Annotated in this window: 30 protein-coding genes; 2 read left to right on the top strand and 28 right to left on the bottom strand. The window is 61.4% G+C overall.

Annotation, left to right across the window (positions count from 1 at the left end):
• Positions 1 to 362: 362 nt before the first annotated feature.
• From NOM55_RS02445 to NOM55_RS02430, 4 genes are all read right to left on the bottom strand, one after another.
• Positions 363 to 1,277 carry a hypothetical protein gene (locus NOM55_RS02445; protein WP_255907348.1) on the bottom strand — a complete coding sequence of 305 codons (915 nt, stop codon included), beginning with the start codon at positions 1,275 to 1,277 and terminating at the stop codon, positions 363 to 365.
• Between the two features lie 290 nt (positions 1,278 to 1,567).
• Complete coding sequence (locus tag NOM55_RS02440; protein WP_255907347.1) at positions 1,568 to 1,837, bottom strand: hypothetical protein; 270 nt, start codon at positions 1,835 to 1,837, stop codon at positions 1,568 to 1,570.
• A gap of 453 nt (positions 1,838 to 2,290) precedes the next feature.
• A complete protein-coding gene (locus NOM55_RS02435) occupies positions 2,291 to 2,731 on the bottom strand; it encodes a DUF2846 domain-containing protein (protein WP_047965447.1) in 441 nt (146 codons plus the stop codon).
• A gap of 123 nt (positions 2,732 to 2,854) precedes the next feature.
• Positions 2,855 to 3,316, bottom strand: a complete 462-nt coding sequence (locus NOM55_RS02430) for a DUF805 domain-containing protein (RefSeq protein ID WP_156167832.1) — start codon at positions 3,314 to 3,316, stop codon at positions 2,855 to 2,857.
• Positions 3,317 to 3,523: 207 nt separating this feature from the next.
• Between NOM55_RS02430 and NOM55_RS02425 the strand changes: the two genes are divergently transcribed.
• Positions 3,524 to 4,228, top strand: a complete 705-nt coding sequence (locus NOM55_RS02425; RefSeq protein ID WP_255907346.1) for a thermonuclease family protein — start codon at positions 3,524 to 3,526, stop codon at positions 4,226 to 4,228.
• A 198-nt stretch (positions 4,229 to 4,426) separates the two neighbouring features.
• Here NOM55_RS02425 and NOM55_RS02420 read toward each other — a convergent pair whose 3' ends face one another.
• From NOM55_RS02420 to NOM55_RS02385, 8 genes are all read right to left on the bottom strand, one after another.
• A complete protein-coding gene (locus tag NOM55_RS02420; protein ID WP_255907345.1) occupies positions 4,427 to 4,738 on the bottom strand; it encodes a hypothetical protein in 312 nt (103 codons plus the stop codon).
• Positions 4,739 to 5,018: 280 nt separating this feature from the next.
• Positions 5,019 to 5,540 carry a lysis system i-spanin subunit Rz gene (locus NOM55_RS02415; protein WP_255907344.1) on the bottom strand — a complete coding sequence of 174 codons (522 nt, stop codon included), beginning with the start codon at positions 5,538 to 5,540 and terminating at the stop codon, positions 5,019 to 5,021.
• Positions 5,537 to 6,034 (bottom strand): glycoside hydrolase family 104 protein, encoded by a 498-nt coding sequence (locus NOM55_RS02410; protein WP_255907343.1) that lies wholly within the window; start codon positions 6,032 to 6,034, stop codon positions 5,537 to 5,539. The genes NOM55_RS02415 and NOM55_RS02410 overlap by 4 nt, the downstream gene beginning before the upstream one ends.
• Before the next feature lie 59 nt (positions 6,035 to 6,093).
• Positions 6,094 to 6,372: a phage holin family protein gene (locus NOM55_RS02405; protein ID WP_255907342.1), complete on the bottom strand. Its 279-nt coding sequence runs from the start codon at positions 6,370 to 6,372 to the stop codon at positions 6,094 to 6,096.
• A gap of 54 nt (positions 6,373 to 6,426) precedes the next feature.
• On the bottom strand, positions 6,427 to 7,476 hold the full coding sequence (locus tag NOM55_RS02400) for a phage late control D family protein (protein ID WP_120809961.1): 1,050 nt from the start codon (positions 7,474 to 7,476) through the stop codon (positions 6,427 to 6,429).
• 3 nt (positions 7,477 to 7,479) lie between these two features.
• On the bottom strand, positions 7,480 to 7,686 hold the full coding sequence (locus NOM55_RS02395) for a tail protein X (protein WP_047965453.1): 207 nt from the start codon (positions 7,684 to 7,686) through the stop codon (positions 7,480 to 7,482).
• The gene (locus tag NOM55_RS02390) at positions 7,661 to 8,530 is read right to left on the bottom strand and encodes a phage tail protein (protein WP_255907341.1); all 870 of its coding nucleotides are present in this window, start codon (positions 8,528 to 8,530) and stop codon (positions 7,661 to 7,663) included. Before NOM55_RS02390 ends, NOM55_RS02395 begins: the two co-directional genes overlap by 26 nt.
• Position 8,531: 1 nt before the next feature.
• On the bottom strand, positions 8,532 to 11,471 hold the full coding sequence (locus NOM55_RS02385; protein WP_255907340.1) for a phage tail tape measure protein: 2,940 nt from the start codon (positions 11,469 to 11,471) through the stop codon (positions 8,532 to 8,534).
• A 51-nt stretch (positions 11,472 to 11,522) separates the two neighbouring features.
• On the opposite strand from NOM55_RS02385, the gene NOM55_RS02380 reads away from it, so the two are divergent.
• Positions 11,523 to 11,681 (top strand): hypothetical protein, encoded by a 159-nt coding sequence (locus tag NOM55_RS02380; protein WP_255907339.1) that lies wholly within the window; start codon positions 11,523 to 11,525, stop codon positions 11,679 to 11,681.
• Positions 11,682 to 11,765: 84 nt separating this feature from the next.
• On the opposite strand, the gene NOM55_RS02375 is transcribed toward NOM55_RS02380, so the two are convergent.
• From NOM55_RS02375 to NOM55_RS02300, 16 genes are all read right to left on the bottom strand, one after another.
• On the bottom strand, positions 11,766 to 12,071 hold the full coding sequence (locus tag NOM55_RS02375) for a phage tail assembly protein (RefSeq protein WP_255907338.1): 306 nt from the start codon (positions 12,069 to 12,071) through the stop codon (positions 11,766 to 11,768).
• A gap of 62 nt (positions 12,072 to 12,133) precedes the next feature.
• Entirely contained in the window at positions 12,134 to 12,637 is a 504-nt protein-coding gene (locus NOM55_RS02370; RefSeq protein ID WP_255907337.1) for a phage major tail tube protein, read from the bottom strand.
• 12 nt (positions 12,638 to 12,649) lie between these two features.
• Positions 12,650 to 13,816, bottom strand: a complete 1,167-nt coding sequence (locus tag NOM55_RS02365; RefSeq protein WP_255907335.1) for a phage tail sheath family protein — start codon at positions 13,814 to 13,816, stop codon at positions 12,650 to 12,652.
• Positions 13,817 to 13,902: 86 nt separating this feature from the next.
• The gene (locus NOM55_RS02360; protein ID WP_255907334.1) at positions 13,903 to 14,220 is read right to left on the bottom strand and encodes a hypothetical protein; all 318 of its coding nucleotides are present in this window, start codon (positions 14,218 to 14,220) and stop codon (positions 13,903 to 13,905) included.
• A complete protein-coding gene (locus NOM55_RS02355; protein WP_255907333.1) occupies positions 14,217 to 14,795 on the bottom strand; it encodes a DUF4376 domain-containing protein in 579 nt (192 codons plus the stop codon). Before NOM55_RS02355 ends, NOM55_RS02360 begins: the two co-directional genes overlap by 4 nt.
• A gap of 17 nt (positions 14,796 to 14,812) precedes the next feature.
• A complete protein-coding gene (locus tag NOM55_RS17330; protein ID WP_305118820.1) occupies positions 14,813 to 15,595 on the bottom strand; it encodes a hypothetical protein in 783 nt (260 codons plus the stop codon).
• On the bottom strand, positions 15,592 to 17,382 hold the full coding sequence (locus NOM55_RS02345) for a hypothetical protein (RefSeq protein ID WP_255907332.1): 1,791 nt from the start codon (positions 17,380 to 17,382) through the stop codon (positions 15,592 to 15,594). Before NOM55_RS02345 ends, NOM55_RS17330 begins: the two co-directional genes overlap by 4 nt.
• Positions 17,382 to 17,942, bottom strand: coding sequence for a phage tail protein I (locus NOM55_RS02340; RefSeq protein ID WP_255907330.1), 561 nt, complete (start codon positions 17,940 to 17,942; stop codon positions 17,382 to 17,384). Before NOM55_RS02340 ends, NOM55_RS02345 begins: the two co-directional genes overlap by 1 nt.
• Before the next feature lie 4 nt (positions 17,943 to 17,946).
• Positions 17,947 to 18,813, bottom strand: coding sequence for a baseplate J/gp47 family protein (locus NOM55_RS02335; RefSeq protein ID WP_255907328.1), 867 nt, complete (start codon positions 18,811 to 18,813; stop codon positions 17,947 to 17,949).
• Positions 18,810 to 19,142 (bottom strand): GPW/gp25 family protein, encoded by a 333-nt coding sequence (locus tag NOM55_RS02330; protein WP_047965460.1) that lies wholly within the window; start codon positions 19,140 to 19,142, stop codon positions 18,810 to 18,812. The genes NOM55_RS02335 and NOM55_RS02330 overlap by 4 nt, the downstream gene beginning before the upstream one ends.
• Before the next feature lie 5 nt (positions 19,143 to 19,147).
• A complete protein-coding gene (locus NOM55_RS02325) occupies positions 19,148 to 19,357 on the bottom strand; it encodes a hypothetical protein (protein ID WP_255907327.1) in 210 nt (69 codons plus the stop codon).
• 64 nt (positions 19,358 to 19,421) lie between these two features.
• On the bottom strand, positions 19,422 to 20,057 hold the full coding sequence (locus NOM55_RS02320; protein ID WP_255907326.1) for a phage baseplate assembly protein V: 636 nt from the start codon (positions 20,055 to 20,057) through the stop codon (positions 19,422 to 19,424).
• Positions 20,054 to 20,545, bottom strand: a complete 492-nt coding sequence (locus NOM55_RS02315) for a hypothetical protein (protein WP_255907325.1) — start codon at positions 20,543 to 20,545, stop codon at positions 20,054 to 20,056. The genes NOM55_RS02320 and NOM55_RS02315 overlap by 4 nt, the downstream gene beginning before the upstream one ends.
• Positions 20,546 to 20,555: 10 nt before the next feature.
• On the bottom strand, positions 20,556 to 21,089 hold the full coding sequence (locus NOM55_RS02310; protein ID WP_255907324.1) for a phage tail protein: 534 nt from the start codon (positions 21,087 to 21,089) through the stop codon (positions 20,556 to 20,558).
• Positions 21,090 to 21,100: 11 nt separating this feature from the next.
• Positions 21,101 to 21,394, bottom strand: coding sequence for a hypothetical protein (locus tag NOM55_RS02305; protein WP_255907323.1), 294 nt, complete (start codon positions 21,392 to 21,394; stop codon positions 21,101 to 21,103).
• A 1-nt stretch (position 21,395) separates the two neighbouring features.
• Positions 21,396 to 22,400, bottom strand: coding sequence for a major capsid protein (locus tag NOM55_RS02300; protein WP_255907322.1), 1,005 nt, complete (start codon positions 22,398 to 22,400; stop codon positions 21,396 to 21,398).
• Positions 22,401 to 22,455 lie beyond the last annotated feature (55 nt).

The following is a 22,455-nucleotide window of genomic DNA, read 5'->3' as shown; positions in this document are numbered from 1 at the left end:
CACAACGTGTGCGGCCATCAAATTAAAAAACCATGGTAGCCCGCAGTCCAGTGTAACCATATGCCTACATGGCATCAAAGAATAGCACCTCGGACAAGCGACAATTGAACAGGGCAGTTGATAAGCACACCACCGGTCCGTTGCCACCGGTTGGAGCCCCAATAGAAGTGGGTTTTCTTGGGGTGCGGTTGATAGTCAATAACCATCCGTCGTAAATGGCTGCCACATGAATTTAGACCGCTCGGCTTTAATGGAAATAAAGAGTTTACCGAGAAAGACCAACAAACCAGTATATTAATACCAGGCAATAACAATATTTACCGGGACCTTTCTCACGCCCCATTCTTAATGCAATTAATTTATCATGACTCTCGAATTGGTGTTAGACACCCACCTCGAACATTAACACGAATGTCATCACCCTTAAATATAGTCTTATTGACCTTATCATGTATTTCAAGACTTCGACCATCCAAAACCCAGACAGGATTAATTTTTCGAGGTGAACGACCGCGTTGCGCATAAAGCCCTCTAGTATATTCCTCCAACCCTCCATTATATTCTTCAATAAGTTTAATAATCTTGTAAGTGCCAGTGTGAAAGAATGTGGATTCTACGGAGCTCCCTGCAAGATTTTGCATTCCTCCGCCTGGCCCACCTATGAAAAACCCACCAGCCGGAGCAAGCATTCGAGAATATTTTTCCAAAGCAGATTCATAGCTCGCCCTCACCGAACTCAAACAATCATCATCAAATATAGCATGAGGAAATACCCCAATAACATCCATGCGAGAGCGAAAAACTTTTGCAATAATTAGATAATTGGTTCGACCTGGATAGGGTTCCAAATGAAGGTGGTGAAACCCTTCACACACAAGCATCCGATCTCTAGATCGCATGAAGTCCCTATCTGCTTTAAAAGCCTCCACATCTAGAGCCCTGCTATGAACCTTTTCGGAGAGATAGCAATTTATATCGCCACCACCTCTTACGATTGTCATTAATTTATTTATCTTTTCTTTATTGTTTATATATGCAGTAGAGTTCCTAATCCAGCTTGCAATTTCAACCTCTCTTGGCCTGATTTCTATGAGGCGATGCCGCCAAAAATCATGCATATGAATAAGCATATCAACCCCAAGGCTCAAAAGAAAATCTTTGGCTTCTTTGTTTTTGGGAACGTATGGAATTAATTTTACAAGATCTTTCTTGAAACGCTGTATTGTCGCAAGCATGTCTAACTCAAAATTCATTCTGGAATCGGACGAGACATTCATTATAAATCCTATTTGAAATTATAGTTTTGTAAATTATACCAAGCCAGTCAATCCGCAACAAAAACACTTCCAAAATTACGTGCCTTCATACTCCCACCTAATTGAGAGAGGGTAGGCAGGCACTCTAGCAGAGCCGGTCAAGCACCTGCTTTGGACTGCACTTCTGACTGCCTTAACTAACCGCTCTGGGTCAATAGCGACGTCTAGAGTCTTTGTTCCGACTAGAAGCTCGAACTACTACTTTTGCCTGCATAAAGGCCATAAAAAAACATCACTTAAATTTTTATCTGTTACCACCACGGCCACGGCAAGCCTGTCGGCTCAACCCAAGGCGTCCAGGAGAAGGCATAGGCTGGTAGCAGCAGCGTGAACCAGCCAAGTGCGGAGCTGGCTAACACGCCGGCGGCAACTAGCCGCAGTGCAATGTGACGGCCATAGCGTGCAAGCAGCCCGCCAAGCAGCACACTCCCCGCTAGCAACGCGAGTACGCCCCACCCGCCCGCCCAGTCGTACAGGCTCAGCAGCACAAAGGGGATCCACATGATTTCGTTGGAGGCCATGGCAGCGCCTTGCGTGTGGTTGACGATGTATTCTGGTATGGCCACTTTTTTATTTCAATGACATTGCGCAGATTTGTGCTTGCCGTTTGGCCGGTGGCTGCTACATCTAGGGAATAGCAGGCCCTGGCGTTTGCCGGCGCTGCGCCTGTCGTTGTTTCCGGCAGGTGAAGGAGTGCGTGATGGCTAAAGGTGGCGGTGGTTCAGGAGCAGGTAAAGGCGGCGGGACATCCGGCGGGAGAGGCACCAGCGGCGGGCGTGGCCAGTCCAGCCACCCGGGGCCGGGTGGTAACTGGCCGAGCACGACAGGCAGCCCGTCCGGCACCGGCCGCGGCAATGCGCCGCCCGGCAGCGGGACGCCGAGATGAGGTGTGAGGGTGGTTCGTGACAAGGGCAAGCCGCGTGGCTTGCCCTTTTGCTTTGCGGCTGACGTTGGGGGTGGCCAGGTGCGGCGGTTTATTTTGCGAGGCTGGATTCAAGGACGTTTTTCTTGCCCTCTTCTTCCGAGACTTGCTTGACGTTGGCACCACCGACAAAGACGCCCATGCGGATGTATTGTTCTACAAAGTAGTTTTTGCCGCCTTCGGTAATCAGGTTGATTTCGTTGTCACTGAATTCGGATTCGGTGGAGATTTTGTTTGTGCCGGGTGGGACCTGACGGTAGAAGTAGACTTTGTTGGCCGACTCACCCACCAGTTCGCCATTGACGTAGACGTTTTTCTTCAGTGCCTGGCCGACAAAGGTATTGCGGTAAATGTAGACGGCGGCTTTGTCTGCTGGTGGTGCGGTGAAGGTTTTGAGTGCGGCGTCTTGTTCTTTCGGCGCCAGTGCTACGGATGCGCAGCCGGTGAAGATGGTGCTCGCGGCGAGAATGGCGATGGCGAGTGTTTTGTTCATGGGTTTCTCCCTGTTCGTTTGGCGACTATTTTTGTGTAGCGCCAGCCAAGCTTGGCACTTGGCTGACGGGGTGGTGTTCTTTATGCGAGGTTGGCCGCGACCAATCTTTTTCGCGTTGGACGCTTAAACCGGCTGGCCATAATCGTTGCGGTGCGGATCGCCTTTGCTGCACATCCAGATCAGGAGCGGGATAAGGCCAATGACGGTGATAGCAAGCAACTGCCACCAGCCACTGCGGTTGCCATCGTGCAGTCGACGCGTTGCAGCTGCCAAGGACGGCAGGAAGAAAACCAGCGTCAGTATGTTTGCGAGCACTTCGGAAGGGTCAATGATGAGGGCGACGAGGGACACCAGGCAGGTAAACAGGATAAACCACCAGTATTCCGCCCGTGTTGCGCGTCCTTTGAAGTCGGCGTACTTGGACAGGCAAGTGGAGATTGCCTTGCCAAAAGTCATCTGGTCCGGCATCGGACCTGCGCTAAAGGTCATTTCACTTGGCATCGCCACACTGCCAAGGCTGGTGCCACAGCGGCTGCAGAATTTGGCCAAGTCTTGATTGTTCTGGCCACATTTTTGACAAAACATGCTCATCTCCCTTTGACTGGAAACCGTTATCCAGTTGCAATGACATGGGATTATTACGCACTTTGTGAGTGTTTTACCATGCCATAAAGATGGTTTTGTCACACTTGGCATAAAGTCCGGAGGTGCTGGCGAGCGAGCGAGCTACAAGCATCGACACCGACGGGACTGGCTTTGCCAGAATTGACATGGTTCTGGCATGATCCGGCCATGAAACTGTTATCTATTCTCTCTTTTGTTCTTGCGGCCAACGTGATGGCCGCGGATATCTCGTGCAAGGTGGTGGGTGTGTCGGATGGCGATACGCTGACTTGCCTGGCTGCCGGCAATCAATCCATCAAGGTGCGCCTGGCGCAGATCGACGCGCCGGAGAAAAACCAGCCGTTCGGCGAGCGGTCGAAACAGGCTCTGTCGGCGATGGTGTATGGCAAGCAGGTGGTGCTGCAGCCGGAGACGCGCGACCGCTATGGCCGGACGGTGGCAAAGGTGTTTTTAGGGGATCTGGATGTGAACCGCCAGCAGCTGCGCAAGGGCATGGCGTGGGTGTACCGGCAGTATTCGCGTGACAGTGGCTATGACGGCGCGGAGGCTTTCGCGAAGAGCTACGGCACGGGGCTGTGGGCTGACCCGAATCCGGTGGCACCGTGGGTGTGGCGCCACGAGAAACGACAGATGCCGGCGACGTCTGCGCCTTCCCGCCCGATTGCCCTGCCCGCACCAAGCGCCCCTGCTTCATCGGTGCCCGATCCAATCCTGAAGCCGCGCCGTTCTGCCGCGGGTTTCAGCTGCTCGGGGAAGGTACATTGCAGCCAGATGGTGAGCTGCGAGGAGGCAAAGTATTACCTGCGGTATTGCCCGAACGTGAAGATCGACGGGGATCACGATGGCGTGCCGTGCGAGAAGATGTGCCGGTGAGTGTGAAAAGCCATTCAATGGTGTGACCTGTTGTTGCGGGCACTGGTGGTCGCACCTGACCAGAGCACTGGTGCCCACTGGCCAACGTAGTGCAGACATACTTTGACGAGGATGTGTGCTTCTGCAATCGACCCTGAGCAGACGTTTGCCTACAAGGAAAGCGGACCACTAACAACTGAATTCAAAATGATCTAGGCGTTAGCCATGTACAAACACCTTGTAGTTCTTGCCCCTGTCATCAGAAGTGGCAACGATAACTTCGCGACCATCTCTTACCAGGCGAAATCTGAGATGCACCTCTGACAATGCAGAGGGATTGATTCTGTGATGCTCCATGTGCTTGGGTAACCATTCTTTCCAGTAACCAATAGACTTGTAGAGCCTTACCGGATATTCACCAGACGGTGAAATGTGCCCCGTAGAGAAATTAATTTCGAGTTCATGCCCAGGAACTTGAAAGGCCAGCTCGGTCAACACGTCAATAATGTATTCGTCATCGACGTAATTCATGGAGCTTATGAAGGAGTGGCCAAAGTTGTGAAGCATGGAATTAATGTGCTTGTACTTCATTGAATTATTATCTCTACATACTGTGAATGCCTGCTAATCACGACATGCACCAAATGGCTGCTTCTGGCCGAAGTGCGACACAGCAAGCCATCTATCTTGCCGATAGCATATCAATCGAAAGCGATCTCCACCAGCGCTGGTTCCATGAAACGGAAAGAGTGCGCCGGCACCAGTGGTCAGCTGCGCAGGCATCCGCAGTTTTCCGACGAAGCCATTTTCCCTAACTGCCCTCCTCTTTTATTAAAAGCCTTTCGTTCATATCCACCCTATCCGCACATCGGTTCAACTCTACGGCGACTGCGTCGGCTTCGGCGGCGAGGCCGACAAGAAACTCTGCAGCCTCGTTAGAAAGTTCGGCGCGTGGCGCTGGATCGGCGCCGTCGCCGGCAAGGTTGGCCGCAGGGCTTGCAGCTGTGCAGCTGGCAGCTTTGACAGGGACTGACAGCCGGGCAGTGCCAGCAGCATGACCAGCAAGAATGCGGGCTTTTTGCGTTTGAACATCTAACAGACCTTTCTGGTAGCGGGTTTCGGCGGCCAGCAACTGGCTGGCGCCGGCGGACTCGGCTCGGCGCAGCTGCTGCTGCAGGTCGTTGATCGCGGCGTTATCGTCACGCTCGCGAGTGACCGCGGCGAGCTGCTGGTCTTGTCGCTCGGCAGACTGGCCAGACCAGTACGCGAGGCCGTGCGACAGCCCGAGCAGCACCACCACAACGATGATGGGAACGAGTTTGCTATTGATCATGCCAAGCGACCTCCTGCCGTCGCATACACGGCCAGTAGTGCTTCGGCGCTGTGCTCGTTCTGGCCATAACCGGCACCCGGCAGCGATGCCCAGCGGCTGCGGCACTTGCTGATGGCAGTGGCGATGTTGCCGCGCTGGATGTCGTCCAGTGCGCGGCACTCGCGGATCAGCTGCAGCGCGATGCGGTCCTGATTGATGGCGCCGAAGTTGCTGAGGGCCAGCTGCTTGCGGTAGGCGTCGTAATAGCGCGCCAGGATCTGGTAACGGCCGGCGGCGCTGGACTTGATGCCCAGCTTCGGCAAATCAATGACACGCCGCGGGTGATCGCTATAGCTGCTGAACAGCAACGGTGCCTTTACGGTGCTCCCGACGATGACGTTGTAACCGTCATCGCTGGTGGTGAGCAGGCCACGCCCCAGCTCGGACACGGCGATCATGTCGAGAAAGGCAAGGACATTGCGGCCACCGGCCTCTTGTTCCGAAATGCGAGCCATGTGACTCCTTCCATAAAAAAACCCGCCTCATGGGCGGGTGTGGTCGTCGGCGGTAATGGTCAGGCAGAAATCTTGTCTGCGCGGCGCTTGAGCCAGGCTTCCAGGTACTGGGCACCAACAATGCCCAGCCCGGCGCCAATTCCCACCAGCGCCGGCATCGGTAGCGCAGGAAACTGCATCAACGCAACGCCAGCGATGGTGGAGGTACCGGCACCCAGAATGGCGCGGCCAAAGATCAGACGCGTGGTGATGGCTTCATCACTGGACAGCAGCTTGCCCAGCCCGATCAGCGCCCCCACACACAGCAACCACAACAGTCCTTTTTCATGTTCCTGCATTACAACCCCCTAAAAAGTGAACCCCGCGAAATCGCGGGGCTGGAGTGAAACAAGTCACGGCGCCAATGCCACCAGCGCCTTGGGTTTTTTCTGTCCTGCTTTCTTCTTCCCCTTCTTCGCCGGCTCGGCTTTCTTATTCAGGATCAGTTCCAGGCTGGTTTCCCAGCCGCCACTACTGAATTCGTGCGTCACGCTGTCGATGGTCCAGAGGTGGTCGACGCCGTCCTTGATTCCCTGCGTGCGCAGTTTGCGCTCGGCAACGATGTCGGCGCGGCCGGCCATGGTGATACTCATGGTGATTTCCGACCGTGCCGCGCGGTTGCTGGCTGCCTTGGCTGCCGCCGCCGCCGTACCTTTGCTACTCGCCGTGTGACGGATCACCCGCGGCGGCGCACTCGGGTTGTCCGGATTGGGCACCAGCACCGATTGCGTCTTGCCGGTGGCTTTGTCGTGGTGGCGAACGATGGCGCCACCAGAGGCGTTGCGATCACTGGACTTGAAATGCCAGCCCTTGATGTCCTTGCGATGGAGCACCAGCGTGGGCAGCGTCTTACCGGTGACGCTGGCAGCCTGGCCGCCACGCGGCAGCACCAGGATCTGCCCGCCCTTCACTGTCGCGGTGGCGTCGTACTGGCCAGCCAAGCGGGTGATGAAGTGAAGATCGGATTCGTTCATCTGATCAGCCCGGGCAACAGTGGCCTTGACCTTGCACACCGCCTTGAGCTTGTTGCGGGCGGCAATGTCCTTCACGACCTGCTCCAGTGTGGCGCCCTCCCACGAGTGGCGCCGGGGCTGCTTGATCTTGCCGGACATGTCCGCCGGCCGACCACGAAACACGACAATCTGCGGCGGGCCGCTGGACTCGACTTCGTCCACCCGATATTGCCCGATGCGGGTCAGCCCGGTTTCGACATAACCCAGGCTGACATCGAGCATAGCGCCGCGCGGCGGCAGGCCGACTGCGCCGTTTCGGTCGTCCAGGGTAACGGTCAGCTCGTCGGAATCCAGCCCGGCCTTGTCGGTAATGCTGATCGAGATCAGGCGGTCTTGCAGGGTCGCGGTAATGTCCTGACCATTGGCCAGGATACGAAAGGTCGGCCGCATGGTTTACTCCCACAGCGTGACGGTTTCAGTTGTGGCGCTGGCAATGTCCGGCATGGCGATATAGATGCCCTGAGGATACGGCTGTGCCTGCCCGGCCAGATCCACGTTGGCGGCCAGCACCGCCTCAACAGTACCGTTGAGGTGGCCATAGTGCGCGTGGCAGAGACTGTCCAGGCAGTCTCCGTCAGACGTTCTGATAATCTTCGCCATAGCGAGACAGCTCCAGCGTGAAGGCCTGCTTGCGCGGTGCACCGTCGACAAACAGATACGCCTGTTCTTCGTTCAATTGCGCCAGGTACCAGCGCCCCAGGTGCTCACCGTAACCAGTGGTCAGTGTCAGCGGCTGCAGCGCATCACCCAGCTCGCGCAGGCGGTCGATGTGTCCGGCGCCATGCTGCGCCAGGAAGATCGCCCCCTTCAGCGTGATGCGGTCACCGCCCTTGCTCACCGCCTGCTCTGCCGCGCGCCGCGTCAGCCGTTCCTGGCTGGCGATGTTGAACTGGGTGGCACGGGACAGGGTGTCAAACGCGGCCTGCCCCAGGGCAAAGCGGAACGGCACGCCCAGCTCCGGCGCCAGCTCCAGCAGGTAACCCCGTGCCGGTGCGCCACTCATGTCCAGCCCTACCGCCAATGCCCCGCCGAATGACTGCACCAGCGAGGCGACACTGCCGCCGCCCATACGCATGGCGAGGGCGCGCGCATCTTTCGGCAGTCGCGCGTAGGCGGTAAGCGAGTAACCCAGCGCCTGTTTCAGCTTGCTGTTGCTGGCCGCCAGCGCCCTACCCGCCGCCTGCAGCAAGTTATTGCTGGAGCTGGTCAAGTCCTTGGCAGCCAACGTCAGCAGCCCGGCCGCACGCTGCACCGTTCTGCTGCTGGCGCCGGTCAACGGTGCACCGGCCGACAGCAGCGCGGCGGCCTTTTCTACCTGCACCGCCGCGCCGGTGGCACTCTTCACCGCCGACGTGACATCGGCCACCGCCCGCGGCAAATTGGCGACGCCGGCGGCGCGGCTGGCGCCATCAACGGCCAACCGCAATACTGTTTCAAGCTCCATGTCACCCTCCTACCGGGTCGTACAGACCGCCGCCGCTTGACTTGGCTTTGGCGGACCATTGGTCAAACAACCGCTTCAGGTGCGGCGCCAGCTGCGCGGCGATCTCTGCCGGGTTCTTGGCATCACCCAGCACTTTGACGTCGATTTTTGGTGAGAAGGTAAAGTGCTGCACGACGGGCGGCGGTGGCGCCTTGGCCGGCGCCGGCTTGGCCGCGGGTACGGCAGCCGGTGCTTTGGCTGCCGCTTCCGGCTTCGCTGTCGCCCCAACCGCAACAGGCCGCTTAATGACTGTCGGCGCCAGCAGCTTGGCCTCCTCGTCACCATGCAGCTTGTCGTACAGCCAGCCGCCCAAGGTCTGCTTGCGGCCACCGTTGGCCGCCGTCAGACCGGCGGTAATGCCGGCATTGATCGCGGTACCGACGCCGTAGCCAGCCACGCCCGCTGCGGCAACCATGCCGGTAGCGGCCGCCGCTGTTGCGGCACCGCCTGTTGCTACGGCACCCAGCGTCGGAGCGGCCATCGCGGCACGACCTGCCGTCACCGTCCCGCCCAGCGCACTACGTACCGCGGCACCGACACGCGTCAGCTTGCCCGACGGTTTGCCTTTGCTGTCTGGCGCTCCCGGCAAGTCCGGCAGGCCGCCACGCGGCATGTTGGTGACGAATACCTGCTGCACGCCGGCGCCAGGCTTGCCGCCACCCAGCACCTCAGACAGCACACCGGGCAGACCGCCCTTGCCTGCCGCCGCCGCCCCGGTCTTGCCACCCAGCGTGGTCAGCACCTTGCCGGCGCCCCACTGCACGGCACCACCGACAATGCGCTTGGCCGCAATGCCCAACGTCACCACGCCAGCGGCCAGCCCCAGCGTCGATGCTTCCGGATGATTCTGCGCAAAGCCGGTACCGAGCTGCAGCAGCGATGACGCCAGATCGGCCGCACCGTTAGTCACGGGCCGGATGGCATCCCCGACGGCGATCATGCTGGCGTTAAAGTCCGCCGCCACCGCCTCCCAGCGGCTGTTCGATGTGTCGTCGCGAGCGGCTTTGTCCCCTTCCAGTTTCTTGCCACCATCCGTGCTCTGGATCTTGGTCAGGTCGCTCTTGATCTGGCCACCGTACTTGATCTGTGCCAGCGCACCGGAGCGCGCCTGCTGGTCGGTCAGGATGTCGGCCAGACCGGCCATTTTCAGGTAGGCGTCCAGCGCCTCGTTCTCTTGCTGCTTGTTGCCGCCACTGTTCTTGATCCTGGCTTTCAGATCCGCCAGCTTCTTCGCCTGCGCCGGGTCCTGCTTGGCGGTGAGCTTTTCCGTCAGCGCGATAAAGGCCTCGACCGGGTTGTAACCGGCCTTCATGTACGCCTTCATCGACTCCTGCAGGCTGACGCCAGCATCGGCAAACTTCTTGTCGGTGTCCGGCGCGGTGATCTTGGCCAGCAGGTTCTTGAAGTTGTTGGCGGCACTGTCCGGGTCACCCGTCAGCTTGACCTGCGCCTGCAGGCTGGCGGCGATGTAGCGCACCGCGTCCGGGCCCTGGAATCCGAGCGCGCCGGTAGTGGCCAGCAGCTCCGGCATGAAGCGGGCCATCTTGTCCGACTCGAACGCGCCCAGATCGCCGGCGACAGCCACCTCGCCCATGGTCTTGCGCATGTCTTTCTGCGACACGCCGTTCTGGCCGAAGGAGTAAATCAGCTTTGAGGCGTCTTCCGGTGCCATCTTCTGGCCTTTGACCAGTTCGGCCAGCAAGCTGCCGTGACCGATGGCCTCCTGCCACCCCATGCCTTGCGTCACCAGACCATTGATGGCCTGTGCCAGTGCGGTACGGTCCATCTTCTGGTCGGCGGCAATCTGCATGATGCCGCTGACCAGCTCCTTCTCGCCGGCCTTGTTGGCGATACCAGACTTGATCGCGATGTCGCGGGTCTCTGCCTGGAAATCACCGCTGATCTTGGTGGGCACGGCGGCGGCACCAATGGTGGTCACCCCGGCGGTTTTGCCCAGCTCGATGCCGGACTGAATCTGGCCGAGGCCGTGCTGCTGCCACTGCATGCCCTTTTCGGTCTGCTGCAGCTTGCGCATGGCCTTGTCGAGGTTGCCGACCTCGATGCCCATGTCGCGCAGCTTGGCGGTGTTCGCCGCCAGCTTGTCGCGCAACGGCACGTTGGCCAGCTGCTGCTGCCCCTGGGCGGCCTGTTTGGCCGCCTCCCCTAGTTTGACGGTCTGGCGGGTTGTATCTCCGACTGCGGTACCGGTATTGCGCAGCTCGCTGCGGGTAGCCTGCAGCGTGGCACGCTTGCCCTCGAACGCCGCTTTGGCCGCAGCGGCAGCGCGCTGTGCCTTGCCCAGCTCGCTGGTCAGCCGAGCTTCTTCCGATGTGGCCGCCTTGGCCGCATCGATCTGGGCTTTCTTGGCAACGACCAGCGCCTTGGCCTGCTGAGAGGCACCGCGGGCGGCATCGGCCTCGCCCTTCAGCGCCAGCACCTGCTGGCGGGTCAAGGCGCTGTTGTTCTTGCCGTCCTGCCACGCTGCACGCTTGATGTCGGCATGCGCCGCGGCCAACCTTGCCGACTCCGACAGCGCACGGTGTTCGGCCTCCAGGGCCGGCACCGCCGCGGCTTGGCCGGCGGCAGCCTGCTTAGCGGAGTTCAGCGCCCGGGCCAGCTCGCCGACACGGGCGGTGGACGCCTGCCAGTCTTTCTCCAGCCCGCCCAGCTCGCCCCGCAATTGGCGTACGCTTTCCAGCCCGATCCGGCGCCCGGCCTTGTCTGCCTCGGCCAGTTCGCGCTGCAGGCGTTGGGTCTCACCAATCAGACTCTTGATGCCCTTGGTGTCCGCCATGCCCTTTTGCAGGCCTTCCACCGATTTCTGCGTCTTGCCGACGGCGGCGCCCAGCGTTGCAGATACGGCGCCACCGATTACAATACCAATGGCAACATCTTTAGACATACGGGCCCTTCAATGCACGCAGGCAAATGGTTTGATCTGATCGGAACGGCAGTGGTCTTGCTGATGGCCGCCGGTGGCGCGCTATACGGCATCAGCCAGCACGGGCTATCCACCGCGACCGTGTTGTATGGCGCCATGGCCGGGGTGCTGGTGGGCTGCACCCCGATCGTGGCCATCGCCTTGCTGCTCTACTGGCTGTCCCGCCGCTAATCCGGCGGCTCATCCACTGCCAGCCACTGCGCGAGCTCAGACACGGGTACCGCGCGGATCTCGTCCCGGCTCCAGCCGTAGCGCTCAGCCAGCCGGCGTGACCACAGCCACCACAGCGGACTGTTTCCCGTCGGCAGCTGGTTCTTCCGCAGACAGCCGAAGATAGGCTTTCTGCAACTTGCCGTAATCGCGCAGCGTCACCTGGCGCAGATCGTCCGGTGCGCAACCGGCCATATTCGCCAGCATGGTCATTTCAAACTTCGCGTCATCGTTGCCGGCCAGCTGGCGGGCATCGAGCTGATCGCCGACCGTCGGCTCACGAAAGATGATCTGATTGGTTGGCAGCTGGTTGAGGGTAATCGGGGTCGACAGCTTGATGGTTTCGTTCATGGGGTTTTCCTGAAATGACAACGCCCCGCACAAGGCGGGGCGTCAAAGGTTGGCCGCGAGGGTTACAGGCCCAGCGCAGCACGTTCGGCAGCAAGTTCGTCCACACCATCAATGATGCGGATCAGGCCAACCGGATCGATCTCGTACACCACGGCGCCATCGACTTCCAGCTTGTAGTAGTCCGGCGTGAGGGTGTACTTGGTTTCGTTCTTTTTGCCGGCCTCCCAGTTGCCCATGTCGACTTCGGTGAGCAGGCCGCGCAGGGTGCAGACAGCACCAACGACCTTCCCCTTCCTGTCGGTAAAGGCGCCGCGAAAGGTGCCATTGAAGGCGCTGCCATCGGCCAGACCGAACATCGCCAGCGACGCCTTGTCGATACCGGTCAGCGTAAAGCCGGCTTCCATTTTTTCCAGCCCAATGGCAAAGTCGATTTCGGCATCCATGCCACCGCCGCGCCAGGGCTCGGTCTTGCGCTTGAGCTTGGGCAGCTGCACCTGCGAGGCCTTGCCGGCGTAGCTGGTGCCCCCCAGGGCTAGGGTGAAGTTGGTGAGTGTTTGCGGAACCATGATTTTTCCTTATTAAGCAGCCAGCACTTCGGTGATCCACTGGTTCGTCACTTCCACGCGGAAGATCGGGTTCTCAGCCGGTGGCACGTCGGTAAAGCGGATGTTCCAGTACACCTTGCCCTCTTCCAGCTGCGAGGCCGTATTCAGTACCGGATCCGGGTAGACCTCGAAGTTGATGATAGCGCCGGCCTTGCGCAGGTCGCCCATGAACGCATCCAGCCCTACGGTCACATCGTGCACATAGGTCTTGGTGATGCCCTTGTCCACAGCCCACTGGTGGCCGCGCAGGATGGCATCCATCACCATGTCGGTGGTGCGTACGCGGGTGACGAAAGACCATTTCGGATCGGCCGACAACGTGCGGTTACCCCACAAGCGGAAGCCGCCCTCGCGGATGATGGTGGACACATACGCCTGGTTCAGCAGGTTGGCGCGGCAGGTCGGATCGCCATACAGGTATTCCACCGGACGGCCGGTGCCCAACACTTCGGCAAACTCGGTGTTGGATGGCGACGCCCAGAAACCGACCTCGGCATCCTTGGCTGCGAACAAGCCGGCAACGGCACCCGACGATGGCAGCAGAATTTCGCTGCTACTGGTGGTATCCCACACCTTGTTGCCGCCGGCATCGACCAGGTACAGCCGCTTGCTGCCAAAGTTGGCCGCGTAGGCAATAGCAGCCTCGTCGGTGGTGTTCGGACCGTCGATGATGCCGATGGCGCGCAGCTTCCCGGCCAGGCTATCGATGGCGCTGGCTACCGCCTGCGTCGACGAGTGGCCCGGCGCCACCAACAGCCGCGGCTGCAAATTGACTGCCGACTTACCATCCAGCAGCGCCTGCAAGCCAGTACGCACCCCGCCGGCTGTCACACCGCCGATGATGGCGCTGGTCTGCAGCGCGGGATCGGCATTGGCTTCGACACCGACAGCGACGATGGCCGCGCGGGTCTTGCTGTAGATGGCCTTGAGCTGGCGGAACATCGGACTGTTCACGCCAAACGCGGCGGCAGCCTCGCGATCATTGGTGATCTTCACCGGCTGGTTTGGCGTCGCCAGGCCAGCTCCCGGCGTGAAGGTATCGGCGATACCGATAACCGACGACGACGGCAGCGAGATAGTGCGCGGCCCGCTGTCGACCAGTACAACTTCGGCGCCGTGGAACAACGACTCGTTAGGCATATTTCCTCCCAAATGGGCGTAAAAAAACCCGCCAGTGGCGGGTACATATGGTTGGTTGGTGTTTAGCTGGGTCAGCCTGTTTCTATTCAGCGATCCATCGCTATCGTGTCACCTTCATCGGCTTCGATGCTTTTCTGGCAGTGCCGAGGGTCGATCTTGTCGAGCACGCGGCACAGCAGGCACCAGTGCCAGACGCCACGTCGCGCGCCCTTGCCGGCGCGGCTGCTGATGGTCTCGTCCTCGCTACCGCCTAGCGCGGCGTTGAGGGTCTGGTCGGCGCCGACGGCGATACGTACCGTGCGTGGGGAGCCGGCCAGCGCGGCAGGCAGTCCCCACAGCAGCGCCAGCAGCGCGGCCAACGTTGCGGCCAGCCACAGCCCGAGCAGGATCAGGCGCCGCCTCATGCCGTCCCTCCCGGCCAGCCGGCCTGAATGTCGATCTCTGCCAATGCGATGTCATCCATCGCCGCTTCCACGGCAGCCTTCAGGTTACGGGCGTGAGCGTGCAGCGCGGCGGCATGCTGAGCCAGCGCCACCGGCATACCGATCACCCCGACTGCATCAAGGGACAGCGTGCTGTTGTCGGCGCAGGTCCAGTCGAGGCTGAACGGCTGACCAGCCGCCAGCGCAGTCTGAGCGGCCAGCGCGGCGGCGGTGATGCGCTGCACACTACGCGGGGTGGAGTCGAGTAGCTTGCCGCGATACGGGAAGCCCGCCTCTTCGTGCTGGTCACGCTCGGCGGTGATGGCGGCCAGTAGCTCGGTGCGGCGGGCGGCGAAATACACAGCCTTGTCAGCGGCACTGAGGGTCCATGCCTCGCCATCCCACGCATGCAGCGAACTGGGCGGCTCCGGCACCTCAATAATGCCGAGTGCGGCACGCTCCCCGGTGGTGGCGAGCGCCATCCAGCCCGGCGGGTAGGTCACATCCTGGTGAGTAAACCCGGTGTCAAAAATAGGTTGTCCGTCTCTCAGAAACACAATGCATCCTCCGTTTGTTATGGTGCTGCGCCGTAAAGCGTGCCGCGTGCAATATAGGAAACCGATCCGCCGGCGACGGCGATGGCCGCGCCAGCCGCACCGCCTGCACCGGCGGCGTCACCAGATGTCGCGCCAAAGTCCTGTGGTCGTTTGCCGGCGGCGCCAGCCACACCCAGTGCTCCGCCCAGACCGCCGGCGTTCGTATAGGTAGCGCTGTTACCCGTCGTGGTACCGCCACCGCCGGCCGTGGTTTGTGTGGCCGTGGCGCCGGACGTTGGCGTGCCGCTGCTCGATCCGTTACCACCACCACCCGCACCGCCGCCGCCGCCACCACCGCCGGCGATGACCCCCGTGTTGCTGACTTGCAGCGGCACCGCCGTTTGCACCGCGACACCACCGGCGCCACCCGGCTTGCCCACTGTCGAGCCGGTGTTCGCTGTACCGCCAGCACCCAGCGGTACACCGCCACCACCGCCACCACCGCGGTACACACCGGTACCGCCCTGACCACCGGTACCACCACGGCCGTACACCGTGCCCTGGTTATCGAAAATCACGGTATTGCCGGCAAACTCGGTACCGAACGAGAAGCACGCGGCGGCAGCGGATGCTGCGATCAGGGTCACCCCCGGCAGCACTTTGACGCGGATGACCGCGCCGGTTCGCCAACTCCCTCCCAGTGCCGCCAGCACTGCCGTATTGAGTGCGGAGGGGCTGAGCGCCAGATCAGTGGTTGCAAACAGCACCAGTACCTCGGCACCGGCCAGCAGCGGCGCCGCCAAATTAGCCGGGACGGTCATTTCACATCCTTCACTGCGGAGATAAACACACGGGTTGCCATCTCGACGTAGTACGCCAGGTAGTCGACCGAGCTGGCGGCCGTGGACAGCGCCGGCGCGGTACCGCCGGCAAACTTCCAGTTGGCACCGAAGGCCAGCGTGCGCGAGCCGGTGGCATCTTGCGTCACGGCGATGATGCCGCTCTGGCCGGCAACAGCATTGGTTGGCGTGCCGAGCGTGCGGTTACCCGCCAGCGTGAGGCTGTAGTTGTTCGAGAGGGCCAGATCCACGGCGATGGTGGCGGCATCGGTCAGTGCTGCTACGGTGCCGCGCTGCGCAGCACTCCAGCCTTGAACCCGATCGATCTCAGCAACCAGATCGGTGCCGCTGGTGATCTTGCTCCAGTCCAGCGCAGGGATGTCGGCGGCGGTCAGCGCTGCCCCAGCGGTGACGCGACCGTAGGTGTCGACGGTGACCTTCGGATAGGTGCCGGCACCAACACCGCTGGCGGCCAGGGCGAAGGTCGGGTTGCCGGCAAGGCCGTCGGCGTTGCTGACGGTCAGGCCGGCACCGGCTGCCATCGAGCGCGCCACCAGGGCGCCCGCGCCGGTGCGGATCACCATGCCGGTGCTTGCCAAGTTGTGCAGTGCGAGCACATTGCTGCCGGCGGCGAGCGCCACCTGGTTGCCAGATACGGACAGACCAGTCCCTGCGGTGACCGTGCCGGCGCCGGCGAACTGCGTCCAGCTGACGCTGGTGGCGCCCAGCGTGCCGCCCGGATCGACGGTGCACACCCAGCCGCTGTCGGCGTTGCTGGTGCCGCTCTCGACAAATACAAAGGCACTGACCAGCTCGTTCCATACGTCGGTGTCTGTGGTGCGCGTCCAGGCACCGGCCGCGATAACGTAGAGGCCGTTCTGGCTGGCAGTGGCCTGGTTCTTGACCAGCACGCGGTCACCGGCAACCAGTACAACGCCGTCGATGGTCTGCGTGCCGGACAGCGCAATGTTGGCCGTGGTGGCGGCACGCACCGAGGTTTTGACCTCAAGCCCGGCTGCCATGTTGTCGACGTATTGCTTGGTGGCCGCATCGAGCGCGTTGGTCGGGTCGGCGGCGAGGGCGACCTGGGCAAACGATGGTTTGGCGGCGCTGTGGATCGCCTGCGGCAGCGACAGCGTGATGCCACCCGTCGACGCCGACACGCTGACCTGGTTGGCGGTGCCAGTCAGCGAGGTGACACCGGTGTTGGTAATGACCGGGTTGCCGGCGACGCCATCGCCGTTGCTGACACTGACGCCGGTACCGGCGGTCAGCGTGCGGGCAGCAACAGTGCCGACGCCGGTGTTGACGTAGAGGCCGGTGGTGACGAGCGCGGCCAGTGCGGTCAGGTCAGAGTTGAGCGGCTGCGCGTCGGTGATGCCGTAGCCGGCCAGCGTGGTCGGGTTGCTGCCGCCGGTGACACGCCCCTTGGCATCGACGGTGACGCTGCGGTAGGTGCCGGCACCAACACCGCTGGCGGCCAGCGTCATCGCCGAGGTGACGTTGCCGTTGCCGTCGAACGATACCGACCAGGTTCCGTCGCCGGTCATGGTGATGGTGCGGGCCGTCTTGAGGCGGTTGGCGTACATCACGGTCAGCGCGCCGCTGACGGCATCGTCGAGCTGTTTTTTCAGGAAGGCGGTGCGCTCTACCAGCTGTTCTGCCTGCAAGTTGGCAATGCCGCCGGCGCCACCCTTCACACGGTCAGCCACCTCGATCTGGTAAACATTGGGAAAGCCTGGATTGACAGGCGTGGGCAAAGTGGCCATCACGCGATTCCGTAGGTGTAGCTGCCATCAAAGGCAGCCATGTCGTTGTAAATCAGCTCGGCATTGGTGAAGTCGATGCCCCAAAGATGGCAGCGCGCTGGCGCGACAGCGGCAAGCAAGCGTCGGGCGCCTTCGGCCTGAGCAACAGATAACAGCTTGTCGATACGAATCCGGTATTCAGCCCAGCCAGCAGGATCGTCATAGCTGCCGAATCCGTCGTAGCTGAGCGCGCCGTCGTAGCAATAGCCGTTGGTGCCCTCGTCGATGGATATCTCGCCGAGACCAAGGGTTCGAAACACTTGGCGCACTGCGCCGACGGTGCCTTTGTGGCGGTGCACGTCGATGGATGAGCGGATCAGTGCGCGCTGCTGCTCTTCTGTGGCCGCCGCATCAAAAAGCTCCACCGAGCGCGCCCAGGCGAGCCACGGCAGGAAGGCTGGTGGGCAGCGGTTGGCATCGGCTAGCCAGCGCAGCGGCGTCGGGTCGAGGTCGAACTGGCCGGCATCGGCCATTGCCGCCTCAAGCGGGCTGCGGTTCGGCGGTAGCAGGTGGCGGCTCATGGCATCAGCTCAGGTTGATGGCAGTGCATTGCGGGAACTGGCCTTCGCCGCACTCGATGTCGACGGTGGGCGAGGTCAGCCGAATGCGGCGGATGCCGGTTGTTTTCAGGGCGCCGTAGATGTCATCCAGCGAGACCAGTCCCGCCAGCTTCCTGCGTTCGTCCAGCATGGTTTCCAGCCGTGCCTGTGCTGCCGGCAACCCGCCAGTTGCTGCAATGAGGCCGCCTTCAAACTCAATCGTGGCCGTGACGGCAAACTCCAGTGGCTGACCCGCGATCACTTCCACGCTGTCACACAGCGGGATCACCGTCTCCGACGACAGCGCCGCCAGCACGATATCGAGCAGCGGCTGATCCGGCACGCCATTGCTGCGGCGATCCAGAATGTAGGCACGGACCAGGCCACCTTGCGGTGACACGATGTTGGCGTGCAGCACGTTGGCAGAGGCCGTCAGGGTATGGAACAGGTAGGCGCCGCGGCTACCCGCAACGGACAGCCCTTCCAGCGCCAGCTGGCAGCGGTACCGCAGGCGGTCGTCGCCTTCCCATACCGCCTCGATCGGCGGCGTGGCGTCAGGGTCGGCCGGGGTGACCAGCAGGCGGGTGACGCCGTAGTCGGCCGCGCGGTTGTCGAGATCGGCGCCGGTGGCGTAGGCCAGCATGGAGGCCTTCGCGGCATCGTTGATGCGGGCTCGCAGCATCATTTCGTCGTACGCCGCAAGCTCCAGCAGTTTCACGACCGGGTCGGACTCCAGCGCCGCACTGTAGTCGGGGTATAGCGACTGAAACCGCGCCAGCTTGTTGGCATAGATGGTTTCAAAATCGAGTTCCTCGATCACCGCAGGTGCGGGCAGTTGGGTCAGGTCAATCATGCTGTCACGTCCAGTATCTGGGTTTCACCGATGTAGTCGCCTTCGATGCGGAACACCGGGCGCCCATCGATCAAGGAGATCAGCGACACGCGCTTGAGCTTGATCCGCGGCTCCCAGCGGGCAAGCGCCCGGGCCGCCTCGCTCTGCACTGCAGCGATCCAACCGGGATTGACCGGCTGGTCGACCATGCGCGGGATGTTGCTGCCGTACTCTGGCCGCATCCGCCTGCTGCCGATCGGGGTGCTCAGGATGTCAGCCAGCGACTGCCGCAGGTGCTCGATGCCGCTCACCGGCTGGCCGGTGTCCCGGTTCATGCCAGTGAGGCTCATCGGGTTTACTCCGCAGCGCTGTCAGCCGTTGCCGGCTGACGGGCAAAGTCGGCGTGGCTATCCAGAAACGCAATCACGTCCTTGTCGGACGTGGTCACGGTGTAGTTTTCTACCGGTACCGCGCGGCCATCTTTCAGGACCAGGGTGCGCGACTTGAATGCCTTGTCGCGGAAGACTTGCTCGGCAACAGTGACTGGCGGGGTTGGTTTACTCATGACGGCTCCAGAAATGAAAAAACCCGCCAGTGACGGGTGGGTGATTCAATTGCAAACGGGTAAATCATGTCGGCGGGCCAACTGGTGCGCCATCGCCCTGCTCTACGTGGCTATGCCCACCCAAACTGATGTCACCAGCGGTGACGTCAGCATCGGAGTGGATATCGCCCTTGGCCTCAATAGCGCCGCCAAAGCTTGCCTTGGCGCCACCATTGGCCAAGTGGTTGATGGCAGCGCCGACGGTCAGGTTGTTGGTCACCATGACGTCCTGCGCATCCAGCGTGATGGTGGTGGTCTTCACCGTCACGCTGTCGGCCGCATTCACGTTGACGGTTTTGACACCGTCCACCAGCAGTGCGCCAGCGGCGTGGTCGTACTCCATCACCGCACCGTCCGGCATCAGCCAGCCAACCACGTCGGGGCGACCATCGCCATCAAACTCACCAGTGTAGAAGCCGATGATGGCGATACCCTGTGCCGGATCACCGGACGGGTTCAGCAGCACAGCCTGTTCGCCGATGCTGGGCGGCCGCCAGTGGCGGGCGCGCCCTGCTGCTACGGCGCTCCACATCACCCAGTCCGATGTCCAGCCGTCGGACTCGATGCGCACCCGCGGCGGCTTCATCTGCACCGCCGCTACATTGCCGAGCATGATCAGGCTGGAGAGCTGCCGATCCATTTCCGACTGTTCATAGCTCATGGCGTCACTACCGACTCTGTATCGCCGTCGACGGACCACTGCACCTCGCGCGGTACAAACGACGGCATTGCGATGTCGGAGGGTTCGCCGACTTCCAGCTCGTGCACCCACTCCACCAGCCACACCAGGTAGCCATCCAGCTCGGCATGGTGAAAACCGTCCGGCCCGATCTGCCTCAGTTTGGCGGGTGTCACGGGTTGGTCGAAAGTCGTGGCCGCGTGTACCTGCGCCGCCACGCGCGCGGCCAGCTGACGCACAGCCAGCTCGGCATTAGCTTCGGTCGGATCGCACACCACCCGGGCCTGCATGATGGCAACCAGTGCCAGCTCGCCGGTGCCGGGGTCGGTGCCAGCTTCGAATTCGGCCAGCTCAAGCACCAGCAATGGCAGGCTGACGCGCTCGCCCAGCTCCGGGTAAAACTGAACATCCACTTCTGGCAGGGCTGCGACCAACCTTTGTTCGATGGCGTCGTGTAGTGCTTCAATCATCTGAGGTGTCCTATTTCGTCAGCTTGCTGACTTCCCAACGCAGCTCCTGCTCCAAGATCTCGAACAGCCGAGCCTGCGCACGGGCAGCGACGGCGCGGAAGGCACGCTCGCCAGCCTCGTCCCACTCAAACCGTACCTGCTCGTAAGGCGTACGCGCGCGGCCAACCCGGCGGAACACACCGCCATCGTTCTGGCTGCCGCGTTTGCTGCGATACAGCCACGCGCCGTCAAAGCGGTGCCGGCCGACCGTGACGCCACGCCGGGTCTGCCGAGCCTTTCCCAAGCGCGCGGCCTCGATCGCGTTGATACCCAGCCAGACCTTGCCCTCCTTCGCCGAGCGCAAGAAGAAGTACAGCCGCTGCTTGAGCACCTTCTGCGGCACCTTGATCTCGCTGGAAAGCGAACGGGCGACATGGGTTTTAATCCAGTCGCCCGTCTTGCGCAGTGCCCGCCGCCAGGCATTGCTGACCGCCGCTTGAGACAGCCCGTTGACCAGCTGCAGCACGGGGCGGATGTCAATTTCGGCCTTGATCGCAACTGGCATGCTCTCTCCTGCTATTTGGCTCGCAGTACCAGCGTGCTGCGGCCGGTACCGTCCGGCTCGATGCTGACGACGGCGTAGTCACCCTGCCCCATAACCTGTACCTCGGCGCCCTTGCTCACCCCGACAGCATCGGCATCCAGCACCACCAGATGTGGCTCACGGATGCTGGTATTGAGCTTGCCCAGTGCCGGCTGCAGCCACGGTGCGTAGAACATGCCGGAGACCGGCTTGCCCTGCACTGTGGCGGCATCGCCCAGGACGTCGAACACCGTATTGTCGATGTCGGCCATCAGGTCACGGAACATGTCAGGCTGCTTTCAGTTTCAGGCGGATTACGGCTGCCGGGCGGGTGTTCAGGTTCAGTACGTTGGACTGGGACAGCATGTCCACGCCCTTGCCGTGCCTCAGCAGCTCCAGCGAGGTGTAATACGGCAGGCCCATGGTGCCAACGGAATCGACATGGTCAGCCGGCGCGAAACGGGTAATGAACATGTCCGGTACGCCCTCCGGTACCACGTACGCCAGGTCCGGATCGATGAAGGCGATGGTGCCGACCTTGCCGGTATAACGCTCCCACACCATGCCACCAAACTCGATGGTGTCACGCGGATCGCCGCGCAAAGCTGCCGCCTGCGGACCGTATTTGAAGGTTTCTTCCAGGTACTTGTTGGCCACCAGCGCAGCCCAGATGTTCTTACCGCAGAACACGCGCACGCCGGTGCTGGATGCCGAACCCAGCGCCTCTTCGACGGCTTCCACTACTTTCAGGCACTGGCCACGCAGATTCGGACCTGTCGCGCTCAGATCAATCTCGATCTCGTCCTGCTCGATCTGGAAGTGATGGTAGATATCCAGCAGTACACGCTGGCCGTCGGCATCCATCACCAAGCCCTTGACGGCACCGATGCGGTGATACTCGGTGGTAGCATCCAGCTGGCGCTTGTGCTTGTTCAGTCGCTTCGACACCACTGCCTGCACCGTTTCAACCTCGGTTTCACTGCCGAAAGCGCGCAGGTTGGTCACTTCGTCGGCGCGGATGACACTCTGTTGCGGCAGATGGATGGTGCTGAAGTTCAGCAGGCTGCGCTTGTCACCCCCGACCTGTTGGCCGGAGCCGCCGCGCTCACCGGCCGCCACCAGCGACAGGGTATTGCCCTCCTTCTCAATCTCCACCGTGGTGGAGGTGATCCCTTCTTCCTCAAACAGCCCCAGCGCAGCCAGGCGGCCTGGGGTTTGGGGGCCTTCGTTGATCGCGACAGTCAGCGTCGACAGCGAAAAGGCGTCATCTTCAAAAATGGCAAGGCTAGGCATGGTTCAGCTCCTGAAATGCAAAAGGCGCCGACCTTGCGGGCAGCGCCTTGAATGA

It is taken from the genome of Vogesella sp. AC12 (assembly GCF_024437575.1).
Classification (GTDB): Bacteria; Pseudomonadota; Gammaproteobacteria; order Burkholderiales; family Chromobacteriaceae; genus Vogesella; species Vogesella indigofera.
The sequence above is the reverse complement of the archived record's forward strand: the minus strand, read 5'-3'. Positions and strand labels throughout refer to the sequence as shown.

What these genes read in the sequence shown, in the direction of transcription:
- NOM55_RS02445 (WP_255907348.1), bottom strand. Translation starts at nt 1,277, where the DNA reads ATGAATGTCTCGTCCGATTCCAGAATGAATTTTGAGTTAGACATGCTT.
- NOM55_RS02440 (WP_255907347.1), bottom strand. Translation starts at nt 1,837, where the DNA reads ATGGCCTCCAACGAAATCATGTGGATCCCCTTTGTGCTGCTGAGCCTG.
- NOM55_RS02435 (WP_047965447.1), bottom strand. Translation starts at nt 2,731, where the DNA reads ATGAACAAAACACTCGCCATCGCCATTCTCGCCGCGAGCACCATCTTC.
- NOM55_RS02430 (WP_156167832.1), bottom strand. Translation starts at nt 3,316, where the DNA reads ATGTTTTGTCAAAAATGTGGCCAGAACAATCAAGACTTGGCCAAATTC.
- NOM55_RS02425 (WP_255907346.1), top strand. Translation starts at nt 3,524, where the DNA reads ATGAAACTGTTATCTATTCTCTCTTTTGTTCTTGCGGCCAACGTGATG.
- NOM55_RS02420 (WP_255907345.1), bottom strand. Translation starts at nt 4,738, where the DNA reads ATGAATTACGTCGATGACGAATACATTATTGACGTGTTGACCGAGCTG.
- NOM55_RS02415 (WP_255907344.1), bottom strand. Translation starts at nt 5,540, where the DNA reads ATGATCAATAGCAAACTCGTTCCCATCATCGTTGTGGTGGTGCTGCTC.
- NOM55_RS02410 (WP_255907343.1), bottom strand. Translation starts at nt 6,034, where the DNA reads ATGGCTCGCATTTCGGAACAAGAGGCCGGTGGCCGCAATGTCCTTGCC.
- NOM55_RS02405 (WP_255907342.1), bottom strand. Translation starts at nt 6,372, where the DNA reads ATGCAGGAACATGAAAAAGGACTGTTGTGGTTGCTGTGTGTGGGGGCG.
- NOM55_RS02400 (WP_120809961.1), bottom strand. Translation starts at nt 7,476, where the DNA reads ATGCGGCCGACCTTTCGTATCCTGGCCAATGGTCAGGACATTACCGCG.
- NOM55_RS02395 (WP_047965453.1), bottom strand. Translation starts at nt 7,686, where the DNA reads ATGGCGAAGATTATCAGAACGTCTGACGGAGACTGCCTGGACAGTCTC.
- NOM55_RS02390 (WP_255907341.1), bottom strand. Translation starts at nt 8,530, where the DNA reads ATGGAGCTTGAAACAGTATTGCGGTTGGCCGTTGATGGCGCCAGCCGC.
- NOM55_RS02385 (WP_255907340.1), bottom strand. Translation starts at nt 11,471, where the DNA reads ATGTCTAAAGATGTTGCCATTGGTATTGTAATCGGTGGCGCCGTATCT.
- NOM55_RS02375 (WP_255907338.1), bottom strand. Translation starts at nt 12,071, where the DNA reads ATGAACGAAACCATCAAGCTGTCGACCCCGATTACCCTCAACCAGCTG.
- NOM55_RS02370 (WP_255907337.1), bottom strand. Translation starts at nt 12,637, where the DNA reads ATGGTTCCGCAAACACTCACCAACTTCACCCTAGCCCTGGGGGGCACC.
- NOM55_RS02365 (WP_255907335.1), bottom strand. Translation starts at nt 13,816, where the DNA reads ATGCCTAACGAGTCGTTGTTCCACGGCGCCGAAGTTGTACTGGTCGAC.
- NOM55_RS02360 (WP_255907334.1), bottom strand. Translation starts at nt 14,220, where the DNA reads ATGAGGCGGCGCCTGATCCTGCTCGGGCTGTGGCTGGCCGCAACGTTG.
- NOM55_RS17330 (WP_305118820.1), bottom strand. Translation starts at nt 15,595, where the DNA reads ATGACCGTCCCGGCTAATTTGGCGGCGCCGCTGCTGGCCGGTGCCGAG.
- NOM55_RS02345 (WP_255907332.1), bottom strand. Translation starts at nt 17,382, where the DNA reads ATGGCCACTTTGCCCACGCCTGTCAATCCAGGCTTTCCCAATGTTTAC.
- NOM55_RS02340 (WP_255907330.1), bottom strand. Translation starts at nt 17,942, where the DNA reads ATGAGCCGCCACCTGCTACCGCCGAACCGCAGCCCGCTTGAGGCGGCA.
- NOM55_RS02335 (WP_255907328.1), bottom strand. Translation starts at nt 18,813, where the DNA reads ATGATTGACCTGACCCAACTGCCCGCACCTGCGGTGATCGAGGAACTC.
- NOM55_RS02330 (WP_047965460.1), bottom strand. Translation starts at nt 19,142, where the DNA reads ATGAGCCTCACTGGCATGAACCGGGACACCGGCCAGCCGGTGAGCGGC.
- NOM55_RS02325 (WP_255907327.1), bottom strand. Translation starts at nt 19,357, where the DNA reads ATGAGTAAACCAACCCCGCCAGTCACTGTTGCCGAGCAAGTCTTCCGC.
- NOM55_RS02320 (WP_255907326.1), bottom strand. Translation starts at nt 20,057, where the DNA reads ATGAGCTATGAACAGTCGGAAATGGATCGGCAGCTCTCCAGCCTGATC.
- NOM55_RS02315 (WP_255907325.1), bottom strand. Translation starts at nt 20,545, where the DNA reads ATGATTGAAGCACTACACGACGCCATCGAACAAAGGTTGGTCGCAGCC.
- NOM55_RS02310 (WP_255907324.1), bottom strand. Translation starts at nt 21,089, where the DNA reads ATGCCAGTTGCGATCAAGGCCGAAATTGACATCCGCCCCGTGCTGCAG.
- NOM55_RS02305 (WP_255907323.1), bottom strand. Translation starts at nt 21,394, where the DNA reads ATGTTCCGTGACCTGATGGCCGACATCGACAATACGGTGTTCGACGTC.
- NOM55_RS02300 (WP_255907322.1), bottom strand. Translation starts at nt 22,400, where the DNA reads ATGCCTAGCCTTGCCATTTTTGAAGATGACGCCTTTTCGCTGTCGACG.